The sequence below is a fragment of the Secundilactobacillus angelensis genome, from assembly GCF_012641075.1.
Lineage (GTDB): Bacteria > Bacillota > Bacilli > Lactobacillales > Lactobacillaceae > Secundilactobacillus > Secundilactobacillus angelensis.
Genome location: NZ_JAAXLJ010000002.1, coordinates 50,574 through 74,322 on the forward strand (window position 1 = coordinate 50,574; position 23,749 = coordinate 74,322).

General features: G+C 44.8%; 23 protein-coding genes and 1 other annotated feature. Of the genes, 9 read left to right on the forward strand and 14 right to left on the reverse strand.

From position 1 onward, the window contains the following. Positions 1 to 12 precede the first annotated feature (12 nt). The 3 genes from HC026_RS01115 to msrA all read right to left on the reverse strand — a co-directional run bounded on the left by HC026_RS01115 (position 13) and on the right by msrA (position 3,021). Positions 13 to 1,167 (reverse strand): CDP-glycerol glycerophosphotransferase family protein, encoded by a 1,155-nt coding sequence (locus tag HC026_RS01115; protein ID WP_240890952.1) that lies wholly within the window; start codon positions 1,165 to 1,167, stop codon positions 13 to 15. Positions 1,168 to 1,497: 330 nt separating this feature from the next. Beyond that, positions 1,498 to 2,373: a YitT family protein gene (locus tag HC026_RS01120; protein WP_168924142.1), complete on the reverse strand. Its 876-nt coding sequence runs from the start codon at positions 2,371 to 2,373 to the stop codon at positions 1,498 to 1,500. 99 nt (positions 2,374 to 2,472) lie between these two features. After that, positions 2,473 to 3,021, reverse strand: a complete 549-nt coding sequence (gene msrA / locus HC026_RS01125) for a peptide-methionine (S)-S-oxide reductase MsrA (protein ID WP_168924143.1) — start codon at positions 3,019 to 3,021, stop codon at positions 2,473 to 2,475. Between the two features lie 157 nt (positions 3,022 to 3,178). Next, positions 3,179 to 3,411, forward strand: a binding site (T-box leader). Positions 3,412 to 3,480: 69 nt separating this feature from the next. On the opposite strand from msrA, the gene HC026_RS01130 reads away from it, so the two are divergent. From HC026_RS01130 to HC026_RS01140, 3 genes are read left to right on the forward strand one after another with little or no spacing between them, the layout of a single operon-like run. Further along, positions 3,481 to 4,224, forward strand: a complete 744-nt coding sequence (locus tag HC026_RS01130; protein WP_168924144.1) for an isocitrate lyase/phosphoenolpyruvate mutase family protein — start codon at positions 3,481 to 3,483, stop codon at positions 4,222 to 4,224. Then, entirely contained in the window at positions 4,211 to 5,116 is a 906-nt protein-coding gene (locus HC026_RS01135) for an isocitrate lyase/PEP mutase family protein (RefSeq protein WP_211089359.1), read from the forward strand. Before HC026_RS01130 ends, HC026_RS01135 begins: the two co-directional genes overlap by 14 nt. Before the next feature lie 32 nt (positions 5,117 to 5,148). Further along, positions 5,149 to 6,441 (forward strand): MFS transporter, encoded by a 1,293-nt coding sequence (locus HC026_RS01140; protein ID WP_168924145.1) that lies wholly within the window; start codon positions 5,149 to 5,151, stop codon positions 6,439 to 6,441. A 61-nt stretch (positions 6,442 to 6,502) separates the two neighbouring features. Here the strand turns inward: HC026_RS01140 and aspS are convergent, their stop codons facing one another. Together aspS and hisS are read right to left on the reverse strand one after the other, a co-directional pair. Further along, complete coding sequence (aspS, locus tag HC026_RS01145; protein WP_168924146.1) at positions 6,503 to 8,302, reverse strand: aspartate--tRNA ligase; 1,800 nt, start codon at positions 8,300 to 8,302, stop codon at positions 6,503 to 6,505. A gap of 12 nt (positions 8,303 to 8,314) precedes the next feature. Then, positions 8,315 to 9,601, reverse strand: a complete 1,287-nt coding sequence (gene hisS, locus HC026_RS01150; RefSeq protein ID WP_168924147.1) for a histidine--tRNA ligase — start codon at positions 9,599 to 9,601, stop codon at positions 8,315 to 8,317. Between the two features lie 360 nt (positions 9,602 to 9,961). Here hisS and HC026_RS01155 point away from each other — a divergent pair, with 360 nt between their 5' ends. Both HC026_RS01155 and HC026_RS01160 read left to right on the forward strand, forming a co-directional pair. Further along, positions 9,962 to 10,810, forward strand: a complete 849-nt coding sequence (locus HC026_RS01155; RefSeq protein WP_168924148.1) for an N-acetylmuramoyl-L-alanine amidase — start codon at positions 9,962 to 9,964, stop codon at positions 10,808 to 10,810. Positions 10,811 to 10,833: 23 nt separating this feature from the next. Then, the gene (locus HC026_RS01160) at positions 10,834 to 11,667 is read left to right on the forward strand and encodes a fructosamine kinase family protein (protein ID WP_168924149.1); all 834 of its coding nucleotides are present in this window, start codon (positions 10,834 to 10,836) and stop codon (positions 11,665 to 11,667) included. On the opposite strand, the gene HC026_RS01165 is transcribed toward HC026_RS01160, so the two are convergent. The 7 genes from HC026_RS01165 to HC026_RS01195 form a co-directional block, all read right to left on the reverse strand. After that, the gene (locus HC026_RS01165; RefSeq protein WP_168924150.1) at positions 11,661 to 12,305 is read right to left on the reverse strand and encodes an HAD-IA family hydrolase; all 645 of its coding nucleotides are present in this window, start codon (positions 12,303 to 12,305) and stop codon (positions 11,661 to 11,663) included. The two genes, HC026_RS01160 and HC026_RS01165, sit on opposite strands and share 7 nt — an antisense overlap. A 10-nt stretch (positions 12,306 to 12,315) precedes the next feature. Further along, positions 12,316 to 12,762, reverse strand: coding sequence for a D-aminoacyl-tRNA deacylase (gene dtd / locus HC026_RS01170; protein ID WP_168924151.1), 447 nt, complete (start codon positions 12,760 to 12,762; stop codon positions 12,316 to 12,318). Between the two features lie 58 nt (positions 12,763 to 12,820). Next, positions 12,821 to 15,058, reverse strand: a complete 2,238-nt coding sequence (locus HC026_RS01175) for a RelA/SpoT family protein (protein WP_168924152.1) — start codon at positions 15,056 to 15,058, stop codon at positions 12,821 to 12,823. A gap of 4 nt (positions 15,059 to 15,062) precedes the next feature. Next, positions 15,063 to 15,392 carry a hypothetical protein gene (locus HC026_RS01180; protein WP_168924153.1) on the reverse strand — a complete coding sequence of 110 codons (330 nt, stop codon included), beginning with the start codon at positions 15,390 to 15,392 and terminating at the stop codon, positions 15,063 to 15,065. Between the two features lie 70 nt (positions 15,393 to 15,462). Further along, complete coding sequence (locus tag HC026_RS01185; protein WP_168924154.1) at positions 15,463 to 16,197, reverse strand: 16S rRNA (uracil(1498)-N(3))-methyltransferase; 735 nt, start codon at positions 16,195 to 16,197, stop codon at positions 15,463 to 15,465. Next, positions 16,198 to 17,157: a 50S ribosomal protein L11 methyltransferase gene (prmA, locus tag HC026_RS01190; protein ID WP_168924155.1), complete on the reverse strand. Its 960-nt coding sequence runs from the start codon at positions 17,155 to 17,157 to the stop codon at positions 16,198 to 16,200. 50 nt (positions 17,158 to 17,207) lie between these two features. Continuing rightward, positions 17,208 to 17,540: a hypothetical protein gene (locus HC026_RS01195; RefSeq protein ID WP_168924156.1), complete on the reverse strand. Its 333-nt coding sequence runs from the start codon at positions 17,538 to 17,540 to the stop codon at positions 17,208 to 17,210. A 270-nt stretch (positions 17,541 to 17,810) separates the two neighbouring features. Between HC026_RS01195 and HC026_RS01200 the strand changes: the two genes are divergently transcribed. The 3 genes from HC026_RS01200 (at position 17,811) to HC026_RS01210 (ending at position 19,895) form a co-directional block, all read left to right on the forward strand. Next, positions 17,811 to 18,722 (forward strand): magnesium transporter CorA family protein, encoded by a 912-nt coding sequence (locus tag HC026_RS01200; RefSeq protein WP_168924157.1) that lies wholly within the window; start codon positions 17,811 to 17,813, stop codon positions 18,720 to 18,722. 90 nt (positions 18,723 to 18,812) lie between these two features. Then, positions 18,813 to 19,694: a DegV family protein gene (locus tag HC026_RS01205; RefSeq protein WP_168924158.1), complete on the forward strand. Its 882-nt coding sequence runs from the start codon at positions 18,813 to 18,815 to the stop codon at positions 19,692 to 19,694. A gap of 12 nt (positions 19,695 to 19,706) precedes the next feature. Further along, complete coding sequence (locus HC026_RS01210; protein ID WP_168924159.1) at positions 19,707 to 19,895, forward strand: hypothetical protein; 189 nt, start codon at positions 19,707 to 19,709, stop codon at positions 19,893 to 19,895. Positions 19,896 to 19,954: 59 nt separating this feature from the next. Here HC026_RS01210 and HC026_RS01215 read toward each other — a convergent pair whose 3' ends face one another. Beyond that, complete coding sequence (locus HC026_RS01215) at positions 19,955 to 20,278, reverse strand: thioredoxin family protein (RefSeq protein WP_168924160.1); 324 nt, start codon at positions 20,276 to 20,278, stop codon at positions 19,955 to 19,957. A 350-nt stretch (positions 20,279 to 20,628) separates the two neighbouring features. Between HC026_RS01215 and HC026_RS01220 the strand changes: the two genes are divergently transcribed. Further along, complete coding sequence (locus HC026_RS01220; RefSeq protein WP_408640964.1) at positions 20,629 to 21,735, forward strand: DNA/RNA non-specific endonuclease; 1,107 nt, start codon at positions 20,629 to 20,631, stop codon at positions 21,733 to 21,735. Positions 21,736 to 21,889: 154 nt separating this feature from the next. Here HC026_RS01220 and lepA read toward each other — a convergent pair whose 3' ends face one another. Next, complete coding sequence (gene lepA, locus HC026_RS01225) at positions 21,890 to 23,728, reverse strand: translation elongation factor 4 (RefSeq protein WP_168924162.1); 1,839 nt, start codon at positions 23,726 to 23,728, stop codon at positions 21,890 to 21,892. Between the last annotated feature and the right edge of the window lie 21 nt (positions 23,729 to 23,749).

Genomic DNA, 23,749 nt, shown 5'->3' on the forward strand with positions numbered 1-23,749 from the left:
CCTTTACGCCAACTATTTTGCTAAATAGTGACAGTAATATTCCACAACCCGGTGGGTCGCATGACCATCATTATAGGTATTCCAATGATGGTTAAACCTAGTAAAATCAGTTTGGCTGTCCGCCAATATTGCTTGCTTTAATTCCGATGGTGTTCGCAAGGGTGCTGAAGGCAACCACTTTAAAAAGTGGGGTTGAATACCAGGATTTTGCTGGTATTCTTCTAAATCAGACATGTAAAAAAGCAAACTATGCGCGTGTGATAATAAACTATAATCAAACGCAATTGATGAATAATCTGTAATCAAAGTCTCCGTCACCATGAGTAGATCCGTTGTTGAAAGTTGCGGATAAAACCTGACTTGGTGAGTAGTTGACCGACTAAATCGCTGTTCGTACTTTTGAAGCAACGGGTGAAGTTTAATCACTACTACCGCATTAGGGTCAGCCACCAGCGCGTCTTTTAGTTCTGGTGTCAGCTCAAAAGTCATGGAATCTCGATAAGTTGGCGCGTATAAAATCACGCGGTGCTTAGTTAAGCCAGGAGCTAACCGGTTAATTCGATTCAAAGCCCCTTTTTGCCACTTATCTGAAAAGAAGCGGTCAGAACGCGGATAGCCCATAAGCTTCATCCGCGAGCGTGGCACGTGGTAACTATCTTGAAAAACGGTTCCCATGGCATCAGAAGCCACCACATAATCGTCAAACTGATTATAAACCCGCTGAAAACGTCGCTGATCAGCTTTCGACCGCCGACTGGTTGTGGGATCTCCCCACCCAAAGCGCTTAATAGCACCATTAGCATGCCATAACTGAACGATTTTAGCATGGCGCGGATGTATTAAGCCACCCAAAAAGGCATAGTAGTTATCACAGAAAATCAGGTGTGAACTCATGATAACTGGAATGTCCCAAAGGACAAAATGCAAGTTATCCTGAAATGGAATAACTTTTACACCATAAGCGGCAAGTTGAGTTGCTTCCACCTCAACATCAGGCCGATAAAAAACGACCAGTTGCTGATTTTCAGGTAATCTATCAGCCAGAGCAAGTATAAACTTCAAATTATTGCCAAAACTCATCAGGTAAATAACTGAATGAACCTTGCTTCGCTTAAAAAAGTTCAGCACAGATATCAACCGGACCAGCCAGATATATATGACTTTCACAGCAAACCACCAATTCTATTATTCTCCCGTGTTCCGCCACCATTCAACCAGTGTCGCAACGCACATCATGGTATTATACCACATTCAAATTTCAAGTAACTGGCTTTTATGAGAATTTAAGAATTTGTCCCGAAAGAGCTTGTGCTGTAAATCGATACTGGTAATTGTTTCTTGAGCGAAAGACAACCAATAATTGGTGTTCGTTCACTGTCTTAATTTGTTCCAGAACTCAAATTCTCGTCCGTAATACTAAACAACGCCACCCCGATGATTATCGGAATGACGCTATTTGGAGTTATTCTCTGAAAGTTACTCAGTTGTGTTAGACTTTCACAGCTTCGGCTCATAAAAATGACCTAACACTTTATAAATCTCTGAAACACTCACGAAAGCACTAGAGTCGGCTTCATCCATAGCTTCTTCTAAATCGGCCATTTCATAGCGTGAGATAACCGTGAACAAAATGGTTTTCGTATCATGATGATACGCACCTTCCGCATCGTGAACGATGGTAATCCCCCGCCGGATATGATTTTGAATCGAATCAATCACCGTTTTAGGCCGGTCAGTAATGATCATAACCTGCATCAACTGCTGGCGTGTGTAAGTCATGTCCATGACTCGTGCGTTGACCACTAACCCAATGGCGGAGTAGAACGCGTGCGGCCAACCGTAAAGAAAACCGGCAGCCAAAATAATTAACGAATTAAACGCAATGTTAATGGTGCCAATGGAACGTCCCGTTTTCCGGCGAATGACGATACCAAGAATGTCGAGACCACCAGTGGAAATCCCATTTTTAAGGGCCAAACCAGTCCCAAAACCATTAACCGCCCCGCCAAAGAGTGCACAAATAATCGGATCAGTCGTCAAATGCACTGGATGCAACATCTTGATCATCAAACTGGCTAGAAAAACCGTGATGACCGTGTATACCGTGAAATTACGACTGATCTGCCGCCAAGCCAACACAAACAGCGGCACGTTGAGTAGGAATAAACCTAAGGCAGTCGAGACGACAAAGGTGAGGTGTCGTTCCGTCAAGGTTGTCACAATTTGAGCCAAGCCGGTAATTCCAGACGAATAAATGTGCCCTGGAGTCCAGAAAAAATTCATGGCCACAGAAACTAAAATACCATATATGAAAGCAGTGGAAATTTTGCCAATTGATTGATGGCGTTTGACTAACCGCTGTACATCATCCATAACAAACCCTCTTATCCAATCGTAGGTTACTATCCAGTATCTTAGCATAGCATATCTTTGACTGTCGTACAGTCTTCCTTTTACATTCTAAGTGATTGTTCATTTAGCTGTGGATTTACGCCAATGTTTGCCAACAAATTTTTCTCGACCGCCAGCTTCTTGCTCCTCATATCGTTCAGGGTTCTTCCGGTAAAAATCTTGGTGCTCTTCTTCGGCTTCATAGAATGGCTGGGCGTCCTCAATTTGAGTCACAATTGGTTCGTCAAATTGACCACTGTTAATCAGATCTTGACGTGATTTTTCCGCAATTTTTCGCTGATAGTCATCCTTGACAAAAATCACGGGACGGTAATTATCCCCGCGGTCTTGGAATTGCCCCATAGCATCCGTCGGGTCAGTCTGCTGCCAGTAAATCGAAACCAGTTTTTTATAGGACATTACTTTAGGATCAAAAGTAATCTTGACGGCTTCCGTATGCCCTGTAGTATGGCTTTTAACCTGTTCGTACGTTGGGTTGGCAACGTGCCCACCAGTATAACCAGAAACCACCTTTTCGATTCCGGGCTGAGTATCAAATGGCTTGACCATGCACCAAAAACAGCCACCGGCAAAAATGGCCGTTTCAAAGTGTTTTGTTTGTTCGCTCATTTATTTCACCTCTAAATTTAATGAAACTAGTATAGTGCAATCAGTAGTAGGAAACAAGCAAGTCGCACGTTATTAACTTAGCAAGCACAAACTTTTTTAAAAAAAGGACTTTACAAATGATAAATTAACCAGTAAGATTGCTTTAAATTAAAAAATGATTAAAGCAATGATGAGCAAGAGTAAATTTTTTATCACTTTTAGAGAGTCTGTGGCTGGTGCAAACAGACAGTGATTAAGGTTGAAAGTAGGCTCTGAGCTGTAGATGCGATGTCTGAGTGTCTACTGGGTGCCCCCGTTATCAAGGCCAGCGAATACGATTTAATCGTGCTCGTTAAGGTTACGTATGTAACGAAGACAAGGTGGTACCGCGCATTGTAAAGCGCCCTTCGAAGATTTAACTTCGAAGGGCGCTTTTCTCATTTTATTTTAATTTTACTATTTGATCAGGAGGAATGATATATGACAGCATCTTTGATTCACAAACTAGCTTCCATGGACCAGCCCATTATTCCAGCGGCTGGCGATGGCCAAACCATGACTTTATTAAGTCAATCAACGTTTCCCGCTCTTTTTTTGGATGGTACGTTAACTACCCAAACATTATTGGACGAGAACAATCAGGGCTTACTGACCTTATCAGAATACGCCAAGTTTTGCCGTGACATGGCCCTTAAGAAAACGACCCCACTGATTGGTGATCTCCAATCCGGCTTTGGTAGCCCACTGAATACCTACTACGCAGCTCAAGAGCTGGAACGGTCAGGCGCAGATACTATCATTTTAAATGATCAAACTTATCCATCCCATTCACTTAACCGACCAACAACGACCACGCCGGCTGATTTACTTGGAAAAACCAAAGCAGCACAGGATGGCTTAGAAAACGATGCCACCGAATTATGGATCAAGTTGGAGGGTATTTGGGATTATGGCACCGAGGGCTTCCAACAGCGACTGCATTACCTCGCTAATATCGGTGCGGATGCAATTATCATCGACCACTACACCGATGATCAATTAAACGCCATTATCGCCTCAACGCCAGAACTGCCTATTATCGCAACTTGGACGCCTAATACCCCACATAAATCAGGCATCACCGCTTGGTTAGATACGGGTTATCTGGCCCGTCAAGCTCAACAGGCTCGACAACAGGCTCTGACTGAACTCAAGAAAGGAGCAATTGAATATGCTGAAAAATGATCGCATGCGTCACCAATTTAAAACCGATGTCATGAGCGGCCACATTGTTCGAATGATGGTTGCACCAGATGCCCTAGCCGCTAAAATTGCTCAATCTTGTGGCGCCAAAGCAGTCTTTAGCGCCGGTTACGCCACCAGCGCATCCGCGCTAGCCATGCCAGACCGGGGCATCAGCGATTTTGGTTTTGCACTAGAACGCTGCCGAGAAATCATTAACGCCGTCGATATCCCCGTATTCGCCGATGCCGATACCGGCTATGGTGACCTAGACAACGTTAAACGAACCGTTGAATGTTACGAAGCCATCGGTGCCACCGGAATCTTCATCGAAGACCAGGTTTGGCCAAAACGTTGCGGCCATATGGATGGTAAAAAAGTTGAACCTACTGAAGTCCTTGAAGCAAAGATCAAGGCAGCTAAGGCAGCGCGCAAGCATGACGATTTCCTGATTATGTCACGAACGGATGCCCGAGCCGTTTACGGGTTGGACGATGCCATTGAACGCAGTAAGCGTTACAAGGCAGCTGGTGCAGACCTCATCTTCATTGAAGCACCCCAAAGCAGCGAGGAACTAGAAAAAATCCATGAAGCTTTCCCCGATACACCTATGATGGCCAATATGATTGAAGACGGTAAGACTCCCTTGACGAAGACAGAGGACCTGGAGCGTCTAGGTTTCAACATCGTGGTTCATCCGAACGCCATGACTTACACGCAAACCTACGCTGAAGAACAGCTGGTTAAAACACTGCAACGCGACGGCACCACCAAAGCTTATAAAGATCACATGATCACTTTTCCAAAGTTCAATGAATTTGTCGGCTTAGATAAAGTCAATGCTCGAGACGCGATGTACGCACCAGAAAAAATGGCCCAATTCATGACTGACTAACCCAGCATTTAAAATCATAGGAGGCAACGCCAATGGAAGCATCTGCAATGAATCTAGAAACTCAACTCAACACAGCAAAGGAGACCCCACTATTTTATAAAGTTTTCGGCTTAGCGGGTGCCGGCATCATGTTAGATGCCGCTGACGTTTACATAGCTGGCGCAATCAACGGTGCCATCACTAGTTCGGGATTTGCGAGTATTCAGCAAGGATCAATGTTCCTATCCAGTGGCTTTTTAGGCCTCTTCATTGGCTCATTGCTCGCTGGTTACATCGGCGACTTTTATGGCCGCAAGAAATCCTATCAGTATAACTTACTCTTATTCGGTGCCTTCACGCTACTGTCAGCCTTCGCACCGAATATCATTATCCTAACGATTTTCCGTTTACTAGCGGCAACTGGTCTAGGCGCAGAAATTGTTACCAGCTACGCCATTGTCAATGAGTTTGCACCGATCAAACGTCGTGGTCACTGGTCTGGTATGACGGCGATAGTTGCCAACAGTGGCGCACCATTTACGCTGTTGATTGCCACCTTCATGATTCCCAAGTTTGGCTGGCGCTCAATGTTCCTATTAATCGGTATTCTGGCACTCATCTTGTGGTTCGCCCGTCGTCATTTCCCCGAATCACCTCGTTGGCTGCTCTCTAAGGGACGTAACGAAGAAGCTAATGCCATCATCAAACAACTTACCACTCGCGGTTTGTACGAAGAAGGCGAACTTCAAGATAAAAACGAAGCCATCAGCCACATTAGTTTTGGCAAAGGTTTGTTTATTGCTATTATCGCGGTTAGTGCCACCCTGCTTTGTCAATACACCTTCACCACTTGGGTACCAACCTTACTGCTCAAACGTGGTATCAGTATCGTTAGCTCCATTGGTTTCTCAGCCATCATGATGATTGGTGCCCCAATCGGCTCGGCTATCGGTGCTGGTTTGGTTGACCGTGCCGGCCGCAAAAAGGTCATCATCCCCGGCTTCATTGCTGTAGCAATCCTCGGTATCGCTTATGCGTACGAGACCACAACCCTTGGTATTATCATTAACGGGTTCTTGCTGACAGTGACGTTGTACATTCTGGTTGCTACTGTGGTTAGTATTTATACCAACGAATTATTCGAGACCAGTCACCGTTTCCGCGGCGCCGGTATCGCTAATGGTATCTCAAAATTATTAAACGTTTTGATGCCAACCTTAGTGGCTTTTATCATCACCACTTCATCACCCTCGTTCCTGTACTACGGCATTGCAGCAATCGCCGTTGTTGCTGCCATCATCATCGCGGCCTTTGGTCCTGAAACAGATCAAAAAGCGATTAAATAACACTCAAAAAGCTGCATTTCCTTCAATCGGAAATGCAGCTTTTTTGATTTAAAGTAAAGGGTTATTTCTCATCCTTACCTTCATCGTCATCCTTAGTAACAAACAGGCTTAAATCTTGCAATTGTCTGTCTGAAACCGTGGTTGGTGCTGAAGTTAATGGTTCGATTGCCTTGGAGTTCTTAGGGAAGGCAATTACGTCTCGGATGTTGCCACGCTTAGCAAGCAAGCGGGCAAAGCGATCCAAGCCGATTGCCAGACCACCATGAGGCGGAAAACCGTAATCTAAAGCATTTAGCAGGTAACCAAATTGGTCTTCTGCCCGTTCTTTAGTGAAGCCTAATGCCTTAAACATCTTCATTTGGAGGTCACGGGTGTGGATACGAATCGATCCGCCACCTAATTCCAAACCGTTCAAGATAATATCATAGCTTTGAGCATAGGCTTTATGAGGATCTTCACCTTCGTCCAAGTAATGCTCGTCGCCGGCCTTTGGCATGGTGAATGGATGATGGGCTGGCACCCAACGCTTCAAATCCACATCGTAGTCAAACAGTGGCCAGTTAACGACCCAGAGAAAGGCAAACTTGGATTCGTCGATTAAACCGAGCTCTTCAGCAATCGTCCGACGCAGGTAATCCAAAGTCTGTGCGACTACTCGGCTAGAATCACAAGCAAATAACAGCATATCACCTGGTTTGGCACCAGTTCGTTCGGTAATTGCCTTGTATAATTCGGCATTATCCTTGAAGAACTTAGCAATTGGCCCGGTAAAGTTATCTTCAGTAACCTTCAACCAAGGTAAGCCCTTAGCACCGAAACGATCGATATGTTCAACAAACTTATCAATATCCTTCCGTGAGTACTTGTCAGCACCACCTGGAACGGCAATGGCTTTAACTTGGCCACCATCTTTAAGCACGTTATTGAAGACGTTAAAGCCTAAGTTATCGACTAAATCGCCTAAATCTTTCAGTTCCATGCCAAACCGGACATCTGGTTGGTCGGTACCAAAGCGAGCCATAGATTGATCCCAGTCTAACCGATCGAATGGTAATTTAACATCAACACCCAAAGTTTCCTTCATGACCTTAGCAATCAAGCCTTCAGTCAGATCCTGAATTTCTTCAGCATCTAAGAAAGAAGTTTCCATATCGATTTGGGTAAATTCAGGTTGACGGTCACCACGTAAATCTTCGTCACGGAAACAACGCGCGATTTGGTAGTATCGGTCAAAACCAGCACCCATCAGCAATTGCTTAAACAGTTGTGGGGATTGTGGTAAAGCGTAGAAATGACCTGGGTAAACCCGTGAAGGTACCAGATAATCCCGGGCTCCTTCTGGCGTTGACTTGGTCAAATCTGGGGTTTCAATATCGATGAACCCTTGTGAATCAAAGTAGCTGTGAACCGACTGAGTGATCCGGTTACGAATCATCAGCCCACGCTGCATCTCGGGCCGACGAAGATCCAAGTAACGGTACTTCAACCGCAGATCATCGGAAACGTTGATGTCGTCTTGAATGTAGAATGGCGGGTTTTTAGCCTTGTTTAACAGGTTGATTTGAGATACCCGAACTTCAATTTTACCAGTCCGCATCTTGTCATTAACTTCATGTTCCGCACGATGAACCACGTGGCCCTTTACTTCAATGACGTATTCGTTTCGTAACTGATCAGCAACAGCTAGTGCATCCTTGTCGAATTCCTCGCTGAATACTAATTGAACGATGCCTTCACGATCCCGTAAATCAATAAAAATTAAACCACCTAAATCACGACGCTTTTGAACCCAGCCCTTGAGGACGACATCTTGATCAAGATATTTTTCGTCCACTAGACCAGCGTATGTTGTTCGCTTCATCTTTTTCTCCTCTTATTCAATATTTGAAATCACACTGGCAAAGTTATTCATAACGTCTGCCATCGGCGCTGAAACTTCATTACCAGAGTCCATATTCTTAACGTGAATCGTCTTAGCAGCCAACTCGGCTTCACCAACGGTCAATGTATAAGCGGCACTTAGACGATCGGCCGTCTTAAACTGTGCCTTGGGTTTACGGGCCAGGTAATCTCGGTCCGCCGAATAATCCTGTGCACGTAAGGCTTGAACCACTTGTAAAGTCGTCGCATTGGCTTCATCACCGATGCCGACAACGTAAGCATCAAGATGATGTTCCTCTGGAAATTCAACACCCTCAGCTTCCATCAGTAAGATCAGTCGTTCCATTCCTAGACCAAAACCGACGCCAGAAACCTCCGGACCGCCTAACTCTTCAACCAGACCGTTGTACCGACCACCGGCACACACCGTAGTGTAACCGTGGCCTAACGCTTTGGAGTCGACCATGAATTCAAAAATGGTGTGGTTATAGTAATCCAGGCCACGAACCATCGTTGGATCAACCACGTAGTCGATGTTTAAAGCCGTTAGCAGACTTTTAACTTGGTCAAAATGATCCTTAGCCGCTGGCGTCAGATAATCCAGAATCGATGGTGCATCCGCCACAAACTGCTGATCCTTTTGATCTTTGCTGTCCAATACTCGTAACGGGTTCTTGTGCAGCCGAACTTGGGAATCTTCACTCAGCTCATCATAATGTGGCTCCAAATAATCGATCAAGGCTTGACGGTAATTATCCCGAGTTTCTTTATCACCAAGCGTGTTAATGGCCAAACGCAGGTTAGGAATCCCGAAATGCTTAAACAGATCCTTTCCCATAGCAATAACTTCAACATCGAGTGCCGGTTCATCCGAACCAAAAGCCTCCACACCGATTTGATGAAATTCCCGTTGCCGACCAGACTGTGGCCGTTCATAGCGGTACATCTGACCCATGTAGTAGGTCTTGAATGGCTTTTGAACTTCCGGACCATAGAGCTTGTTTTCTACGAACGCCCGAACAACTCCAGCTGTTCCTTCTGGCCGCAAGCTAATGTGACGGTCACCCTTGTCTTTAAAATCATACATTTCTTTGGTGACAATATCTGAAGTGTCCCCAGAAGTTCTAGAAAAAACTTCAAAATTTTCAAATAACGGTGTCCGGATTTCTTCGAACCGATATTTTTTGAATACTTGACGCGCAACGGTTTCCACGTATTGCCAGTGCTGACTCTCACCGGGCAAAATATCCGCAGTACCTTTAGGTCGCTGATAACGCATAGTATCTTCCTTTCCGATTTTCGTTCTCGTGCAAAAAAATAAAAAGCACCCTTGTTTTCACAAGGGTGCTTCGCACGGTACCACCTTAAATTAACTCATCCATAACGTTGGACACGAATAATCACTTATTCACCTCAAAAGTGTCTTCAACTTCCCGCCTGCTATATCTTCTCATCAACCAGATATTTTCTGAAAGTCACGGGTTATTTACTCATCTTTTTCATCGGTGTTTCATTTATTTAACTAACAATAAGACTACTCAGTTCACATCCAAAAGTCAAGGACGTTTTGGCTAGAGACTGTATCTTTAACAAAAAATATCCTATAATTAAAATCAAAAAACTAATCGAGGAAACCAATTTGAACTACCTTAAACAACACTGGCAACAAATCGCAATATCGTTTGCTGTGCTACTGACCCTCGGCATTGCCGTCTTTCAAACAGTGCGTCAAGACCGATTAACGACACCGATTGCAAATATCAATGTCCGAACGGGCCCTAACATTAATTACCAAACGAAGGCAATCTTGAAAAAAGGTCAAGCCGTTTACATTGTTCAAAAAAAGAATAACTGGTACAAAGTCCGCTATGATGATCATCAGTTCGGCTGGGTAGCCAGTTGGCTGATCAACCAATCGGGCAAAATTCAAACGGCAACCAACCTTTCTGAAGCCACCATCGTTTTGGATCCTGGCCACGGTGGCAGCGACTCTGGCGCACTATCAATTGATCAGCATCACGATGAGAAGACTTACACTCTGCAACTAGCAAAAAAGGTCCGCGCACAGCTCACCGCTCGTGGGGCTCACGTTATCATGACACGTACTGGCGACCAAACCGTGTCGCTGGGCGCTCGACCAGAAATGGCAACGGATAATCATGCGGATGCCTTCATCAGTTTTCATTATGACTCTAGCCCTAGCAATAACCTAGGCTCTGGCTTCACCACGTACTATTACCATGCCAATACCTCATTAAAACTAGCTCACACAATTAATCAGCATTTAACTGGCTTGCCGCTGGAAAATAAGGGTGTCGAAGTTGGCAATTTTGAAGTCATTCGTGACAATTTAAGACCCGCGCTACTCCTCGAGATGGGTTACATCAATACTGCCAAAGACTTCAAAGAAATCGAAAATCCAGCTTATCAAAACCAGGTTGCCAAGGATGTTACAAACGGTTTAGCGGCCTACTTTAACAATAAATAATTTAAAGAAAGGATCGATGATATATGGATCATACATGGCTTCAGCAATTGCCAATTAAGTCAATTACCAGCGTCACACCAGTATCCGGGGGTGACATTAATCAAGCTTATCGCCTGGAAACAGCTTCTAAACCCTATTTCCTACTGGTCCAACCAAACCGAGAACAAACTTTTTATCAACACGAAATCGAGGGCCTCAAGTTATTGGCTCAAGCAGCTCTTGTCCCAGAAGTCATCGCCTCAGGTCAAATCAATGGCGATGCTTACCTGATTTTGTCTTGGCTGGATGCTGGAAACGGCAACCAGTATGACCTTGGTCAGCTGGTTGCTCATGTGCACCAGATTCATCATGATCAGTTCGGGTTCGACCACGATGTGACAGGTAAATTACCAAAGATCAATACTTGGCAAGCCAATTGGGGTGATTTTTACGTCCATCAACGGCTTGAAGTGCTTGCGAAACGGGCAGCTGAACACGGCCTGTGGAATCAAAATAGACAGGGCCACTTACAGCGGCTCTGCCAAATCATTCTTGATTATTATCAAACTCACGAAAGCATGCCAAGTTTATTGCATGGTGATCTCTGGTTTGGCAACGTCATGTTTACCGCAGATGGTAAACCCGCGTTAATCGATCCAGACGTCCTTTACGGTGAGCGAGAATTCGATCTGGCAATGACAACCGTTTTTGGTGGTTTCAATGACCAGTTCTACAAGGGATATAATGATACTTACCCACTAGAAGCCGATTTTCAGCAGCGATTGCCATGGTATCAACTTTACTATCTCATGGCTCACCTGAATTTATTTGGCGAAAGCTATGGTGGATCTGTAGACCGAATCCTCAGTGCTTACTGAAGTAACGCCTGCTGTAATCCCACTACGTTAGTTACATCAATTTTCGGGTGACTGGCACGCGCATCAATTAACCGACCGGGGTCAAATAAAGCGCCAGCAATACCAGCGTTGTGCCCTGCATCGATGTCTAACGTCCGGTCACCAATCATAATTGCAGATCCTCGTTGAATATTATGGCGTTCAATTAAAGCATTCAGAGAAGCCGGATCCGGCTTCCTGGGAAATGGCTGTTCACTGGTGACTGCATCAGTGAACAGCTTTTTGATACCTGCTGTCTGCAATAACTGCATGGCACTTTGATTACGGTGAGTCAATAAGTAGTGTTGCCCACCTTGATCTGCCAGTCGTTGCAGCAATGCTAACATCCCGTCAAAAGGCTGGGCCTGGGCAATATGTCGTGGTTCAATCTGACGGTAATCTTTTTCTAAACGGCCTGCATCAATACTAAACAACGCACTGAATTTCTGTAAAGCAGTTCCCATTGAATGCTGACGCATGGTCTCGTAAATTTCCTGTTCGTCCAGCTCAATTTCGGATACCCGTTGTTGAATTAGCGCCTGCATGAAGGCTCGGACCATAATGGGATACGTGTCGAAAATTGTGCCATCAAAGTCCCAGAAAAATGTTTGGTATGTCATCTTACACTCCTTATAAGTCTGCACTGTCAAAAATAATCGTCACGGGGCCATCGTTAACCAAGCTGACTTGCATATCAGCGCCAAATTCACCGGTTTCAACTTGAATACCGGCTTGCCGTAATTTTTGATTAAACCGTTCGTAGATTTCTTTCGCGTGATCCGGTGCCCCCGCTTTAGTAAAACTTGGCCGGTTACCCTTCTTGGTATCCGCGTACAAGGTAAACTGGGACACCGACAGAATAGCGCCACCGATATCTTCAATGGATAGATTCATTTTCCCAGCATCGTCAGAAAACACGCGTAACTTTGAGATCTTATGGACGTAGTAATCAATCTCGTCTTCGCCATCAGTATCTGATGCGCCAAATAATATGAGGTACCCCTGCTTGATTTTTCCAACTACTTGATCTTCAATTGCGACCTGTGCTGAGGTCACCCGTTGTAATACAATTCGCAAATTAAAACCTCCCTACTGACATCAAAACGACACGGCTGACCGTGTCGTTTTTAAACTGTTATCTAAATGGTCGCTTAACAACGTAAACATCCTGAACATTCTTCAGATTATCCATCAGCCGTTCCAGTTGCTCAGCATTTCTGATTCCCAGAGAAATGGAAACGGTGACCATCTTATCATGATCGACCCGACCATTGACGAGATTCAGCTGCTTGGTGGTGCCGTTGACGATTCGTAAGACATCATTCAACAAGCCCTCACGGTTATAGCCTTGAATTTCAAGGTCAGCGTTATACATGGTCGTCGTTTCATTAGGATTGTCCCAATAAACTTCAACAATCCGTTCGCCATTAGCTTCGGCGTGTGCCACGTTCGGACAATCTGAACGGTGGACTGAAACGCCCCGGCCCTTGGTAATATAACCAACGATCTTGTCACCGGGTACTGGTGCACAACAGTGGCTTAAACGAACGAGCAGGTTATCAACACCTTCAATGATGACCCCTTCTGACGGTTTCAGCTTCCGCTTACGCTGCGAATCGGTCTCAGACTCGGTGTTATCGATGGTTTGATGTTCTTCAAGCAGTTCGTGTTCTTCTTGTCGCTGACGTTGTTCTTCGCGCTCTTGACGAACATCTTCAGTCAACCGGTTGGCAACCCCAACCGGTTGGAGATCACCAAAACCAACAGCAGCAAACAAATCATCGATGTGCTGATAGTGCATTTTATCAACAACTTTTTGTAGTTGATCCTTAGTCATTAATTCCTTAGGGTCAAACTTGAAGTCGCGCAACTGCTGGGCGATAATTTGCCGACCAGCTTCAATGTTTTTCTCACGGTCTTTTTGGCGGAAAAACTGCTTGATTTTATTGCGCGCCCGCCTTGTTGAAACCAACTTCATCCAGTCACGGTTCGGCCCAGCTGAGTTAGATGACGTTTTGATATCGACAATATCGCCGTTTTTAACTTCATAATCTAGGGGCACAATTTTCCCATTAACTGTGGCGCCAGTGGTATGGTTACCAACTTCGGTGTGAATTTGGTACGCCATGTCCAATGGTCCGGCACCCTTTGGCAGTTCCAGCACATCGCCCTTTGGTGTAAAGGCATACACGTGGTCGCCAAAGAGTTCGCCTTTGACACTGTCCATAAAGTCAGCGGCGTCATCAGTGTCTTCTTGCAGTTCAATGATCTGCTTGAACCAGTTCAGCTTATTGCCAGTATTGGTAGTTTCAACCTTATCCGTCTTACCTTCCTTATATGCCCAGTGAGCGGCCACACCAAATTCAGCCACCCGGTGCATCTCCTCGGTCCGAATTTGGACTTCTAGCGGCCGTCCTTCTGGGCCGATCACTGTCGTATGTAAGGATTGGTACATGTTGGGCTTTGGCATCGCAATGTAATCTTTAAACCGTCCGGGCATTGGCTTCCACTTTGTATGAATGGCGCCAAGCACGGCATAACAATCACGAATGTTATCGACAATCACCCGGATAGCCAACAAATCATAAATCTGGCTAAACTGTTTATGCTGATCACGCATCTTGCGGTAGATTGAATAAATGTGTTTTGGTCGACCATAGATTTCAGGGTCGATATGCAAATCACCAATGGCGTTTTTAATATCTTGAATCGCTTCAGCAATATAGCTTTCCCGTTGATCACGACGAGAGTTCATCAAGTGAACGATCCGGTAATACTGTTGTGGATTCAGATAACGTAAAGAAATATCTTCTAGTTCCCACTTAATTGCACTAATACCAAGTCGATCAGCTAATGGCGCGTATATTTCCAACGTTTCATTAGCGATGCGTCGTTGTTTATCAGGCCGTAAATGCTGCAGAGTCCGCATATTGTGCAGCCGATCCGCTAACTTCACGATCATGACACGGATATCCTTAGACATAGCTAACAGTAGTTTCCGGTGGTTTTCAGCCAACCGCTGCTTATTAGACTTGTACTTGATCTTGCCAAGCTTAGTCACACCATCGACGATCATAGCGACATCGTCACCAAATAATTCCCGTACGTCATCTAAGGTGACACCAGTATCCTCAACGATATCGTGCAGGAAACCAGACGCCACCGTAGTCGGATCCATTTTTAAGTTGGCTAAAATCCCCGCAACTTGAATCGGGTGCATAATGTAGGGTTCACCCGATTGACGAATTTGATCCTTATGTGCAACAGCCGCGAACTTGTAGGCCCGCTGAACAATCGCAACGTGATCCTTATTCATATATTCTGATACAGCGTCGATCACGCCTTGAGCAGTCCAAGTTTGATCTCTAGACATCCGATCACTTCCCCTCTGTGGCACTAAGACCATAGGCTAAATAACTAATACATAGATAAACCAGAGCAAAATAGATGACATATTCGGGACCTGATAGTTGAATGCCTAACGCAAACAAGACCGGGAAAAGGAACAATTGCCACCAGTTATCGTCGCGGCGTTTAATAAAAGAACCAATCAATCCCGCCGCAACGGAATAAATCAAACCGTAGATGACACCGGATCGCCACATTTCGCTAATTGGAACGATACTTAAAATCATCGGTAAAACCGCTCCCAAAATAATGCTGAGTACCCAATAAGGCCAGCCAATTCGTTTTAAAATTGTCGTCATTTGCTTCACTCTCTTATTCAATGAATGACTTACATTTTAGCATTATTTTACACCAATGGATAGCATTCAATCATTGTAATTCTAATATCGTCGAAACAGCGGCAAGAAAGTACAAGGGCGCCGTTTCAGTTCTTAAAATTCGTGGGCCAAGACCCGCAACTGTAGCCTGATTTTGTGCCAGCAATTCCATTTCGGCAGGTGAGATGCCACCCTCTGGACCAAATACAGCTACTAGGCGTTCATGGGGCTTCACTTGATTCAATAATTTCACCAACCGTGCTTGCTCGCCTTGTTTAGCGGCTTCTTCGTAGGCGACCAGTAAATGGTCAAAGCTTAGCTCGGCTATTGCTTGTTTTAACGTGTTAAAGTAGTTCACCGTCGGAATATGGGTTCGGTGGGCCTGCTCAGCAGCACCCTGGGCAATTTTTTGCAGCCGAGTCAGCTTTTTACCCAATTTATTAGGCTGCCATTTGGCCACCGACCAGTCAGCGCCAAAAAAGCAGATGCTATTAGCGCCCATTTCGGTGGCTTTTTGAACGATCCATTCGGCCTTGTCCTGTTTCGGCAGACCAGACAAAATAGTCACCTCTACCGGCAATTCAACGTGTGACTCCAACGCTTTGACCACCGTCACTGAATGATCGTCGTTGAGTTGACCGAGATAAAGCGCTTCTTGACTGTCCACAAACTCCGCTTGATCGCCCGCAGCACCACGCATCACTTGCAGCCAATGTTTCGATACATTACTATCTAACTGGAATTGGTCGCCCGTCTTTAAAACTGATTTGATAAAATACCGTTGCATCTATTCATCGTCCCCTGGCTTTTGAGCAATGACACCATACCAATCGCCCATCTTTAGTGTTTGCCGAATCTTAAAACCTTGCTTGCGTTGGGCATCAAGAATTTGGTCAACTTTTTCTGAAATGATTCCCGAAGTGATAAAGTAACCGTGAACTGGTAGTAACCCCCAGGCTTGCGGAATCAACGGGATAATAACCTCAGCCAAAATATTAGCCACGATGATGTCTGCCTCGCCAGAAATTCCCTCAAGCAGGTTGTTCGCCGCAACCTTAACATCAGCTGCAACTGGATTTAACGCCAAGTTTTTCTTGGCTGAATCCACTGCCACTTGATCCAGGTCATAAGCTCGAATACTGCCTGCCCCCAATTGTTTAGCCGTAATGCTTAGCACACCGGACCCGGTTCCAACGTCGATCAACCGTTCGCCACCATGAACGACTAGTTCCAAAGCCTGCATCGACAGCTTAGTTGTGGGATGCGTGCCAGTTCCAAAAGCCATTCCCGGATCCAGCTTAACAATGCATTCATCTGAGTTTTGAGGCTGATAATCCTCCCAGCTCGGAACCACCGTCAAAAAGCGGGTAACCTGCACTGGATGGTAGTATTTCTGCCACTCAGTTGCCCAATTGGCCTCGTCAACCTTATTTGTGGTAACTTCTGCTGGTGCAACTTCCAGGTTAAAAGCGGTTAACCCATCGACCTGACGTTTGATTTCTGGGACAATCTCCGGCACGTAAATTGTTGCCGGAAAATAGGCGGTCACTTTTGCGCCACTTTGAACGTGCGGAATCTCATCCACGTTCAAAATTTCGCCCTGCTGAGCCCAATCAACTTGACTTAATTGCTCATAATCTTTTTCGTCATCAATTTGAACCCCTGAAGCACCGTGTTCCATTAAAATATTACTAACGGCTTCTACCGCTTCGTTCGTTGTTGTCACTGTCACTGCTGTCCAATCCATATGATGCGCCCTCCATTTTCAGATCAAGTTTCAAAAAAAGAACGCCAAAGTTACTTAGCGTTCTCCTCATCAGTCTGATGTTCCTGTTCCTCTTTTTGTTCCCGTTGCGGCAAACGAGATTCAAGATAGTCTAATAAATCTTTTTCAGTTCGGAAGATCCGTGGATGCTTTTGTTTATGCAGTCGAAGATCAATCTCATTGATCTTTCGACGACCAGTCCACGTGTGACTGTATCGGATGATTACCCGATTATTCAACGCCCCCCGACCAAACTTGAATACATAAACACTCTCAGGAGTCATCAGTGGCCGAATGTATGATTTTTCATACTGATAATTTCGGCTCTTCAAATACTGCTTAGTTTGATTTAGCACGGTAATCACCTCCCAACGATTTTTTTAATAACCCGCTAACATACTATTATTCATATCATATCATATTTCGCCCGCATGCAACAGACAACGGGGTTATTCCGCTCTTTAAAGTGAATATACTACTGGACTTTGATAAAAAAGTCAATACAATTATTAAATTATTCACATAGAAGTCTGGTTCTATTTTCATCATACTTCTGGCGCTTGCTTTTATAGGTAGAAATAGTATTCTGGAATCATAACAGCTTTAAAATTAGAAAACATAGAGGAACTCATTTCATGATTAAACCAACCAAACATCTAACTGGCTTTGATTGGGTTGAAACTACGGCCTTAACAGAAGCCGAGCAACAAACACTCATGGCAGAATACGGCATCACCGATGACATCATCACTTATGTTACTGATAAAGATGAAACCGCCAATTATGTCTATGATCCGGCCAACAATCAGCAATTGATGATCGTTTTGGTCCCTTACCAGTTGAAAAATACGGCAACTCCACGATACATTACGCGACCAGTCGGTTTTTTGATCCATCAAGGCGTGTTATTTACCTTTAACGAAAGCCGCTTGAATTTTGTCGACCAAGCATTTCAAAAATCAGCAAACGATACTGACATTGAAACAACCTCTGCTTTCATTTTGGAATCCATGTTCGATTTAGTGGATAGCTACATTCCAATCGTCAAGTTCGTCACCAAACAACGTAATCAACTGGATAAAATGTTAAATAAAGACGCTAAAAATTCCAATTTGATGGCACTTTCGTATTTAGGTCAAACTCTGACCTTCTTCAATAGCGGCGTGGAATCTAACAACGATCTGTTCACCCGGATTCCGCGAACTTACTTCGGTGTCAATAATTCCAGTGTCGAAAATGATTTACTGGAAGACGTTTCCATTGAATCTGATCAGGTTCAACACATGATTGAAAACGAGGAACAGGTGGTCAACCGGATCACCGATACTTTCGACAGTATTATCAATAATAACTTGAACGACACGATGAAGTTCTTAACGATTTGGTCGCTAACCATGGCAGTACCAACGATTGTGACCGGATTCTTTGGGATGAACGTTAGCCTACCATTCGAACACTTTAACCTTGCGTGGATCATGGTGATTGCCTTGTCGACTGGTTTAATCGCCTGGTTATTGTTGATTTTCAAGATGCATCATCGCTTATAGTGGGCTAACGTCCTCATGATTGATAAGCTGACAAGTCTTTGGTATGCTCAAAACAATTTAATGGTCTAAAAAGCTAAGGAGCGTGACTTAATGAAAATTGCCGTTGTAACTGACTCAGCCAGTTATTTAACGCCTGAACAGGTAGCGGATAATGATATTCACGTGGTGCCCATCACCGTTATCTTTGGAAAAGAAACCTATTTAGATAACGTCGAAATCACCACTAGTGAATTCTACCAGCGGTTAAAAGCCGATCCTCAGATGCCCTCAACTACTCAAGTAACCCTTGGCCAGATGCAAACGATGTACGATCAGTTAGCTGATGAAGGTTACGATGCTGTGATTAGCATTCACTTGTCATCTGGGATCACAACTTTTTACAGTAACCTCGTTAATTATCTGCCAAACGTGACTAACATCAAGGTCTACCCATTTGACTCACGGATTGCCTCAGCTGGCGAAGCCGACTTAGTCATGCTGGCCGCGAGATTAGTCCACGCTGGCCGCTCACCCGAAGAAATTATTCAAGCGCTCACTCAACTGCGCGAAACAATTCAGGCCTACTTTGTGGTGGATGATCTCTCCCACCTCGTCCGAACTGGGCGCTTATCCAACGCTTCTAACTTTGTTGGCAGCCTATTACGCATTAAACCGATTTTAACCTTCAATGATCAGGCTCAGATTGTTGCGATTGAAAAGGAACGAACCATGCGCCGGGCCTATCTGCGAATTAAACAAAAATTTCAATCAGCTTATGAGCAATCTGATTATCCTCTACGTCTAACCATCATTGACGCTAACAATGCGGAACTACAAAGGGAATGGTCAGCTGATTTGGAACAGCAATTTCCTAACCTATCAATCGCTCATAGTGAAATTGGCCCAGTGCTCGGCGTTCACGTTGGTGCGGGGACCATGGCGCTACTCTGGGACTATGATTGGGAACAACTACCGGATTCAGCGTTTAAGTAAGGAGCACGCAAAATGAACTTCTTTTCTATTGGTGGCAAAGGTGACACAACCTATATTTCCCGGCATGATTTTATTGCCCGTTTGAATCAAGATCTTGACCACCCTGACTTTGATTTTTCACAGCTGCCAACCCCTAAAAGCCAAGCGGAGTATCAGCAATTATTACTTTTTATACAAAAACAAATTCTACCCCGTCTATAAGACACATTCAAAGAGAAACCAGCACGCCAATTCGGCAGCTAGCTTCTCTTTTTGCAACCCTATAAATATTTTTTGATCAGTATTTCAAATTCCGTCGCTGATCGCGGTCCAATCACTGCATCGACAATTTGGCCATTCTTTTTCAAAATAACCGTTGGTGTGCTTTGAACTCCCAATGCTTGAGCAATCAACGGTTGTTGGTTGACCGTTAGTGATATAAATTTAACCTGCTGAGCGAAGGGTGTCACAGTTGCTAGATAATTTAACGTGCGATCCACAGCCGTACACGGTGGGCACCAATCAGAACGAAAATCAATCAGTACCAAACCATCCTGAGTTTCTACAGCATAAGCTGTGTCTTTAATTGGTTTAACTGATCCCATCGATGCTCACCTCCATTTACACACATTATATAGTAAATTCTCTGGGTTGTTATCTTTTTCGCATCAACGTTGCAGCTAGCTAAATATTAAGCCTTATCATTTAGACTCTTTAGTTATTACCCAGTGTTTTCCTCGTAATACATAAAATGCTATGAATTTATGTTGGTAAAGGCCCTTCAGACTTGATATATTGGAATCAGGATAACGCGTCACTTATTCTAGTATATTTATTTGGGAGGATACATACTATGTCTTCACTGGGAACTGTCATACTGCTCCTTAGCATCATCTTGTTCGTTTATTGGGGAATCCGCCGATTTAAACGGCATCCCATTAAACATTTAGGCCTCATGACACTAATTCTATTTATTGCCGGCTTCGTGATGGTTAGTTCATCTGGAAATAGTTCGGCCAGTAAATCGGCCAATGATCAATCCAACAGCCGATCTGAATTTAAGAATTCCAGCTCTGCTTCTAGCCACCACGTCAAAACCAAACACCATCGTGTTAAGCCGAAAGCACAACCAGTGGCTAGTCAAAGTCACTCCAGTGTCTTGAAAAAGTTGGTCAGCTATACGGATAAACAATCAGCTGGGCCCACTGGTGATTACTACTGGCACGTGGGGAAGGCCTGTTTAACCGGGTTTAGTCATCTTAAGGCTGGCGATTATCACTTCGCCAGTGATTCACAACAGCGTCCAGCCATGGCTCGGGCGAAACTCACCTATCAGGAATACGCTGCTTCAAAGGGTGGCCGCCAAGGTGATCCGCTAGAGCCGTATGCTTGGCCAAGTAACAACCCAATCGTGGCAATTTCATACACCGCCACGGGTCGCACTTATCATGGTTACCTCTGGAACCGCAGTCACTCCATCGGCGATAGCCTGTTAGGCGCCAAATCATACACATCGAGCAACAACTTCACCACTGGCACCCGACCACAAAACGTTGGCGCTGATCAGGACGGCGGTATGCGGTATGGTGAAGAAACGGTGGAAGATTACTGGGCAAGTCATCCCGGCACCCGTCACACCGTTGAGTATCAAACTACCCCGATTTATAAGGGCAACGAAAGTATCCCCCGTGGGTCACTAGTAGATATTAAATCTTCAGATGGGGCAATCAACACCGAAATTGCCGTAATTAACGATGCTGAAGGGATTAAAATCGACTATAGTACCGGCGATAACAACGCCAAGCCATACCACCGTGCCGCCACCACAAGTTATCCAAAACACACGACAACTCAGCCAGAAAAGACAGCCCCTGCTAGCACTAAGGGCACGACTTCTGGCAAATGGCATGTTGCCAAATCTGGATACGTCTACGTTTCGGACAGTCATAAATTTTATACTCGGGTAGTTAATCCCGGAAATTATACTTACGAATCTAGATCCAAAGCGGAAAGTTCAGGTGCTACTGAGGCCCTTCGTGGTAACCAATACGCACAACCTTAATGACGTAGCGATTACACGAATGCATTCAAAGAAGGCTCATTCCATTTACGGAATGAGCCTTCTTTACTTCGCCTGCTTAGATCATTTATTCGGCATCCTGACTTAGACGTAGGATATTGGTAGGATAACAGCAGAGGCACTACTGCATAAATGCCTATTTACCGGTATTTTCTTCCTCGTCCGTTTGCAATACCGCCATAAAGGCTTCTTGGGGGATGTCAACTGTTCCAACAGACTTCATCCGCTCTTTCCCACGCTTTTGCTTTTCCAGCAACTTTGCACGCCGGTCAGGGTCACCAGTATGGATTCTAGCAGTCACGTCTTTACGATAAGCCTTGATCGTTGTCCGAGCAATAATCTTAGCACCAATGGCCGCTTGAATTGGAATTTCAAAGTTTTGACGAGGAATAATGTTCTTCAGTTTAACTGCAATGTCGCGACCACGCTTCTCAGCAAACTGACGGTGAGAAATAAAACTCAGCGCATCGACTTTATCGCCATTTAGTAAGATATCAATCTTAACCAGGTCACTTTCACGATAACCATCCAGTTCGTAATCCAATGAAGCATAGCCCTTTGTAGATGACTTCAATTTATCGAAGAAATCAAAGATGATCTCAGAAAGCGGCATCTTATAGATCACATTAACCCGATAGTCGTCCAAATATTCCATTGTAACGAACTGGCCGCGCTTTCTTTGGCAAAGTTCCATGACTGCTCCAACATAGTCGTTAGGGGTCATAATGGTTGCCTTGACGTACGGTTCTTCAATCGTTTTAATCGCAGCAACATCAGGCATCTCTGAGGGATTCTCCACTTCCTTGACCGTGCCATCAGCTAAATTAGCATGGTACGTTACGGAAGGCGCCGTGGTGATCAAATCAAGGTTGAATTCACGCTCCAGCCGTTCTTGAACCACGTCCATGTGCAGCATGCCCAAGAAACCACACCGAAACCCAAAGCCCAGTGCTTGTGAAGTTTCTGGCTCGAACTCCAATGCGGCATCGTTCAACTTCAGTTTTTCCAGGGCTTCACGTAGATCCTGATATTTGGCGTTGTCAGTGGGATACAGTCCTGCGTAAACCATTGGCGCCATCTCCCGGTACCCAGGCAGGGCCTTTTCTGCTGGATTAGCCGCGTTAGTCACTGTATCACCAACTCGAGTATCCTCAATGTCTTTAATGCTAGCGGTGATATAACCAACTTCGCCGGCAATCAGCTGATCGCGCTTGATTGGTTTAGGCGAGTTAACCCCAACTTCGGTGACTTCGTATTCCGCGCCGGAGTTCATCAGACGAATCTTATCGCCAGGTTTAACGGTACCTTCGAACAGGCGAACACTTAACACAACTCCGCGATAATCATCGTAAATTGAGTCGAAGATCAATGCTCGCAATGGTGCTTCAAGGTCGCCATCTGGTGCAGGCACTTTGTTGACGATCTGCTCCAAAAGGTCCTCAATCCCAATACCCTTCTTGGCACTGGCCATGACGGCATCAGAAGCATCAATACCGATGACATCTTCAATTTCTTTGCGGACTTTCTCTGGTTCAGCAGACGGTAAATCAATTTTATTGATCACTGGTAAAATTTCCAGATTATCATCGATTGCCAAATAAACGTTGGCTAGCGTTTGGGCTTCAACACCCTGAGCTGCATCAACAACCAGCACTGCCCCTTCACAGGCAGCCAGACTCCGTGAGACTTCATACGAAAAGTCCACGTGTCCTGGCGTATCGATGAGGTGAAACTCATATGTGCGGCCGTCTTTGGCATCGTAAGTCAGTTCAACAGCATTCAACTTGATCGTGATCCCGCGTTCTCGTTCCAGGTCCATATTATCGAGGATTTGGTCTTGCATATCACGCTTAGCAACGGTATCCGTCATTTCCAAAATGCGGTCAGCTAAAGTCGACTTACCGTGATCAATATGAGCGACAATTGAAAAATTCCGGATATCTCGTTGGTGCGCCTTCATTTGTTCAAGATCCATTTGTATTCTCCTACCTTTTAA

Excerpts from the sequence above, each read along its gene's own strand:
- HC026_RS01120 (WP_168924142.1), bottom strand. The coding sequence starts at position 2,373 with ATGGATGATGTACAGCGGTTAGTCAAACGCCATCAATCAATTGGCAAA.
- msrA (WP_168924143.1), bottom strand. The coding sequence starts at position 3,021 with ATGAGCGAACAAACAAAACACTTTGAAACGGCCATTTTTGCCGGTGGC.
- HC026_RS01130 (WP_168924144.1), top strand. The coding sequence starts at position 3,481 with ATGACAGCATCTTTGATTCACAAACTAGCTTCCATGGACCAGCCCATT.
- HC026_RS01135 (WP_211089359.1), top strand. The coding sequence starts at position 4,211 with ATGCTGAAAAATGATCGCATGCGTCACCAATTTAAAACCGATGTCATG.
- HC026_RS01140 (WP_168924145.1), top strand. The coding sequence starts at position 5,149 with ATGGAAGCATCTGCAATGAATCTAGAAACTCAACTCAACACAGCAAAG.
- aspS (WP_168924146.1), bottom strand. The coding sequence starts at position 8,302 with ATGAAGCGAACAACATACGCTGGTCTAGTGGACGAAAAATATCTTGAT.
- hisS (WP_168924147.1), bottom strand. The coding sequence starts at position 9,601 with ATGCGTTATCAGCGACCTAAAGGTACTGCGGATATTTTGCCCGGTGAG.
- HC026_RS01160 (WP_168924149.1), top strand. The coding sequence starts at position 10,834 with ATGGATCATACATGGCTTCAGCAATTGCCAATTAAGTCAATTACCAGC.
- HC026_RS01165 (WP_168924150.1), bottom strand. The coding sequence starts at position 12,305 with ATGACATACCAAACATTTTTCTGGGACTTTGATGGCACAATTTTCGAC.
- HC026_RS01175 (WP_168924152.1), bottom strand. The coding sequence starts at position 15,058 with ATGTCTAGAGATCAAACTTGGACTGCTCAAGGCGTGATCGACGCTGTA.
- HC026_RS01180 (WP_168924153.1), bottom strand. The coding sequence starts at position 15,392 with ATGACGACAATTTTAAAACGAATTGGCTGGCCTTATTGGGTACTCAGC.
- HC026_RS01185 (WP_168924154.1), bottom strand. The coding sequence starts at position 16,197 with ATGCAACGGTATTTTATCAAATCAGTTTTAAAGACGGGCGACCAATTC.
- prmA (WP_168924155.1), bottom strand. The coding sequence starts at position 17,157 with ATGGATTGGACAGCAGTGACAGTGACAACAACGAACGAAGCGGTAGAA.
- HC026_RS01200 (WP_168924157.1), top strand. The coding sequence starts at position 17,811 with ATGATTAAACCAACCAAACATCTAACTGGCTTTGATTGGGTTGAAACT.
- HC026_RS01205 (WP_168924158.1), top strand. The coding sequence starts at position 18,813 with ATGAAAATTGCCGTTGTAACTGACTCAGCCAGTTATTTAACGCCTGAA.
- HC026_RS01210 (WP_168924159.1), top strand. The coding sequence starts at position 19,707 with ATGAACTTCTTTTCTATTGGTGGCAAAGGTGACACAACCTATATTTCC.
- HC026_RS01215 (WP_168924160.1), bottom strand. The coding sequence starts at position 20,278 with ATGGGATCAGTTAAACCAATTAAAGACACAGCTTATGCTGTAGAAACT.
- HC026_RS01220 (WP_408640964.1), top strand. The coding sequence starts at position 20,629 with ATGACACTAATTCTATTTATTGCCGGCTTCGTGATGGTTAGTTCATCT.
- lepA (WP_168924162.1), bottom strand. The coding sequence starts at position 23,728 with ATGGATCTTGAACAAATGAAGGCGCACCAACGAGATATCCGGAATTTT.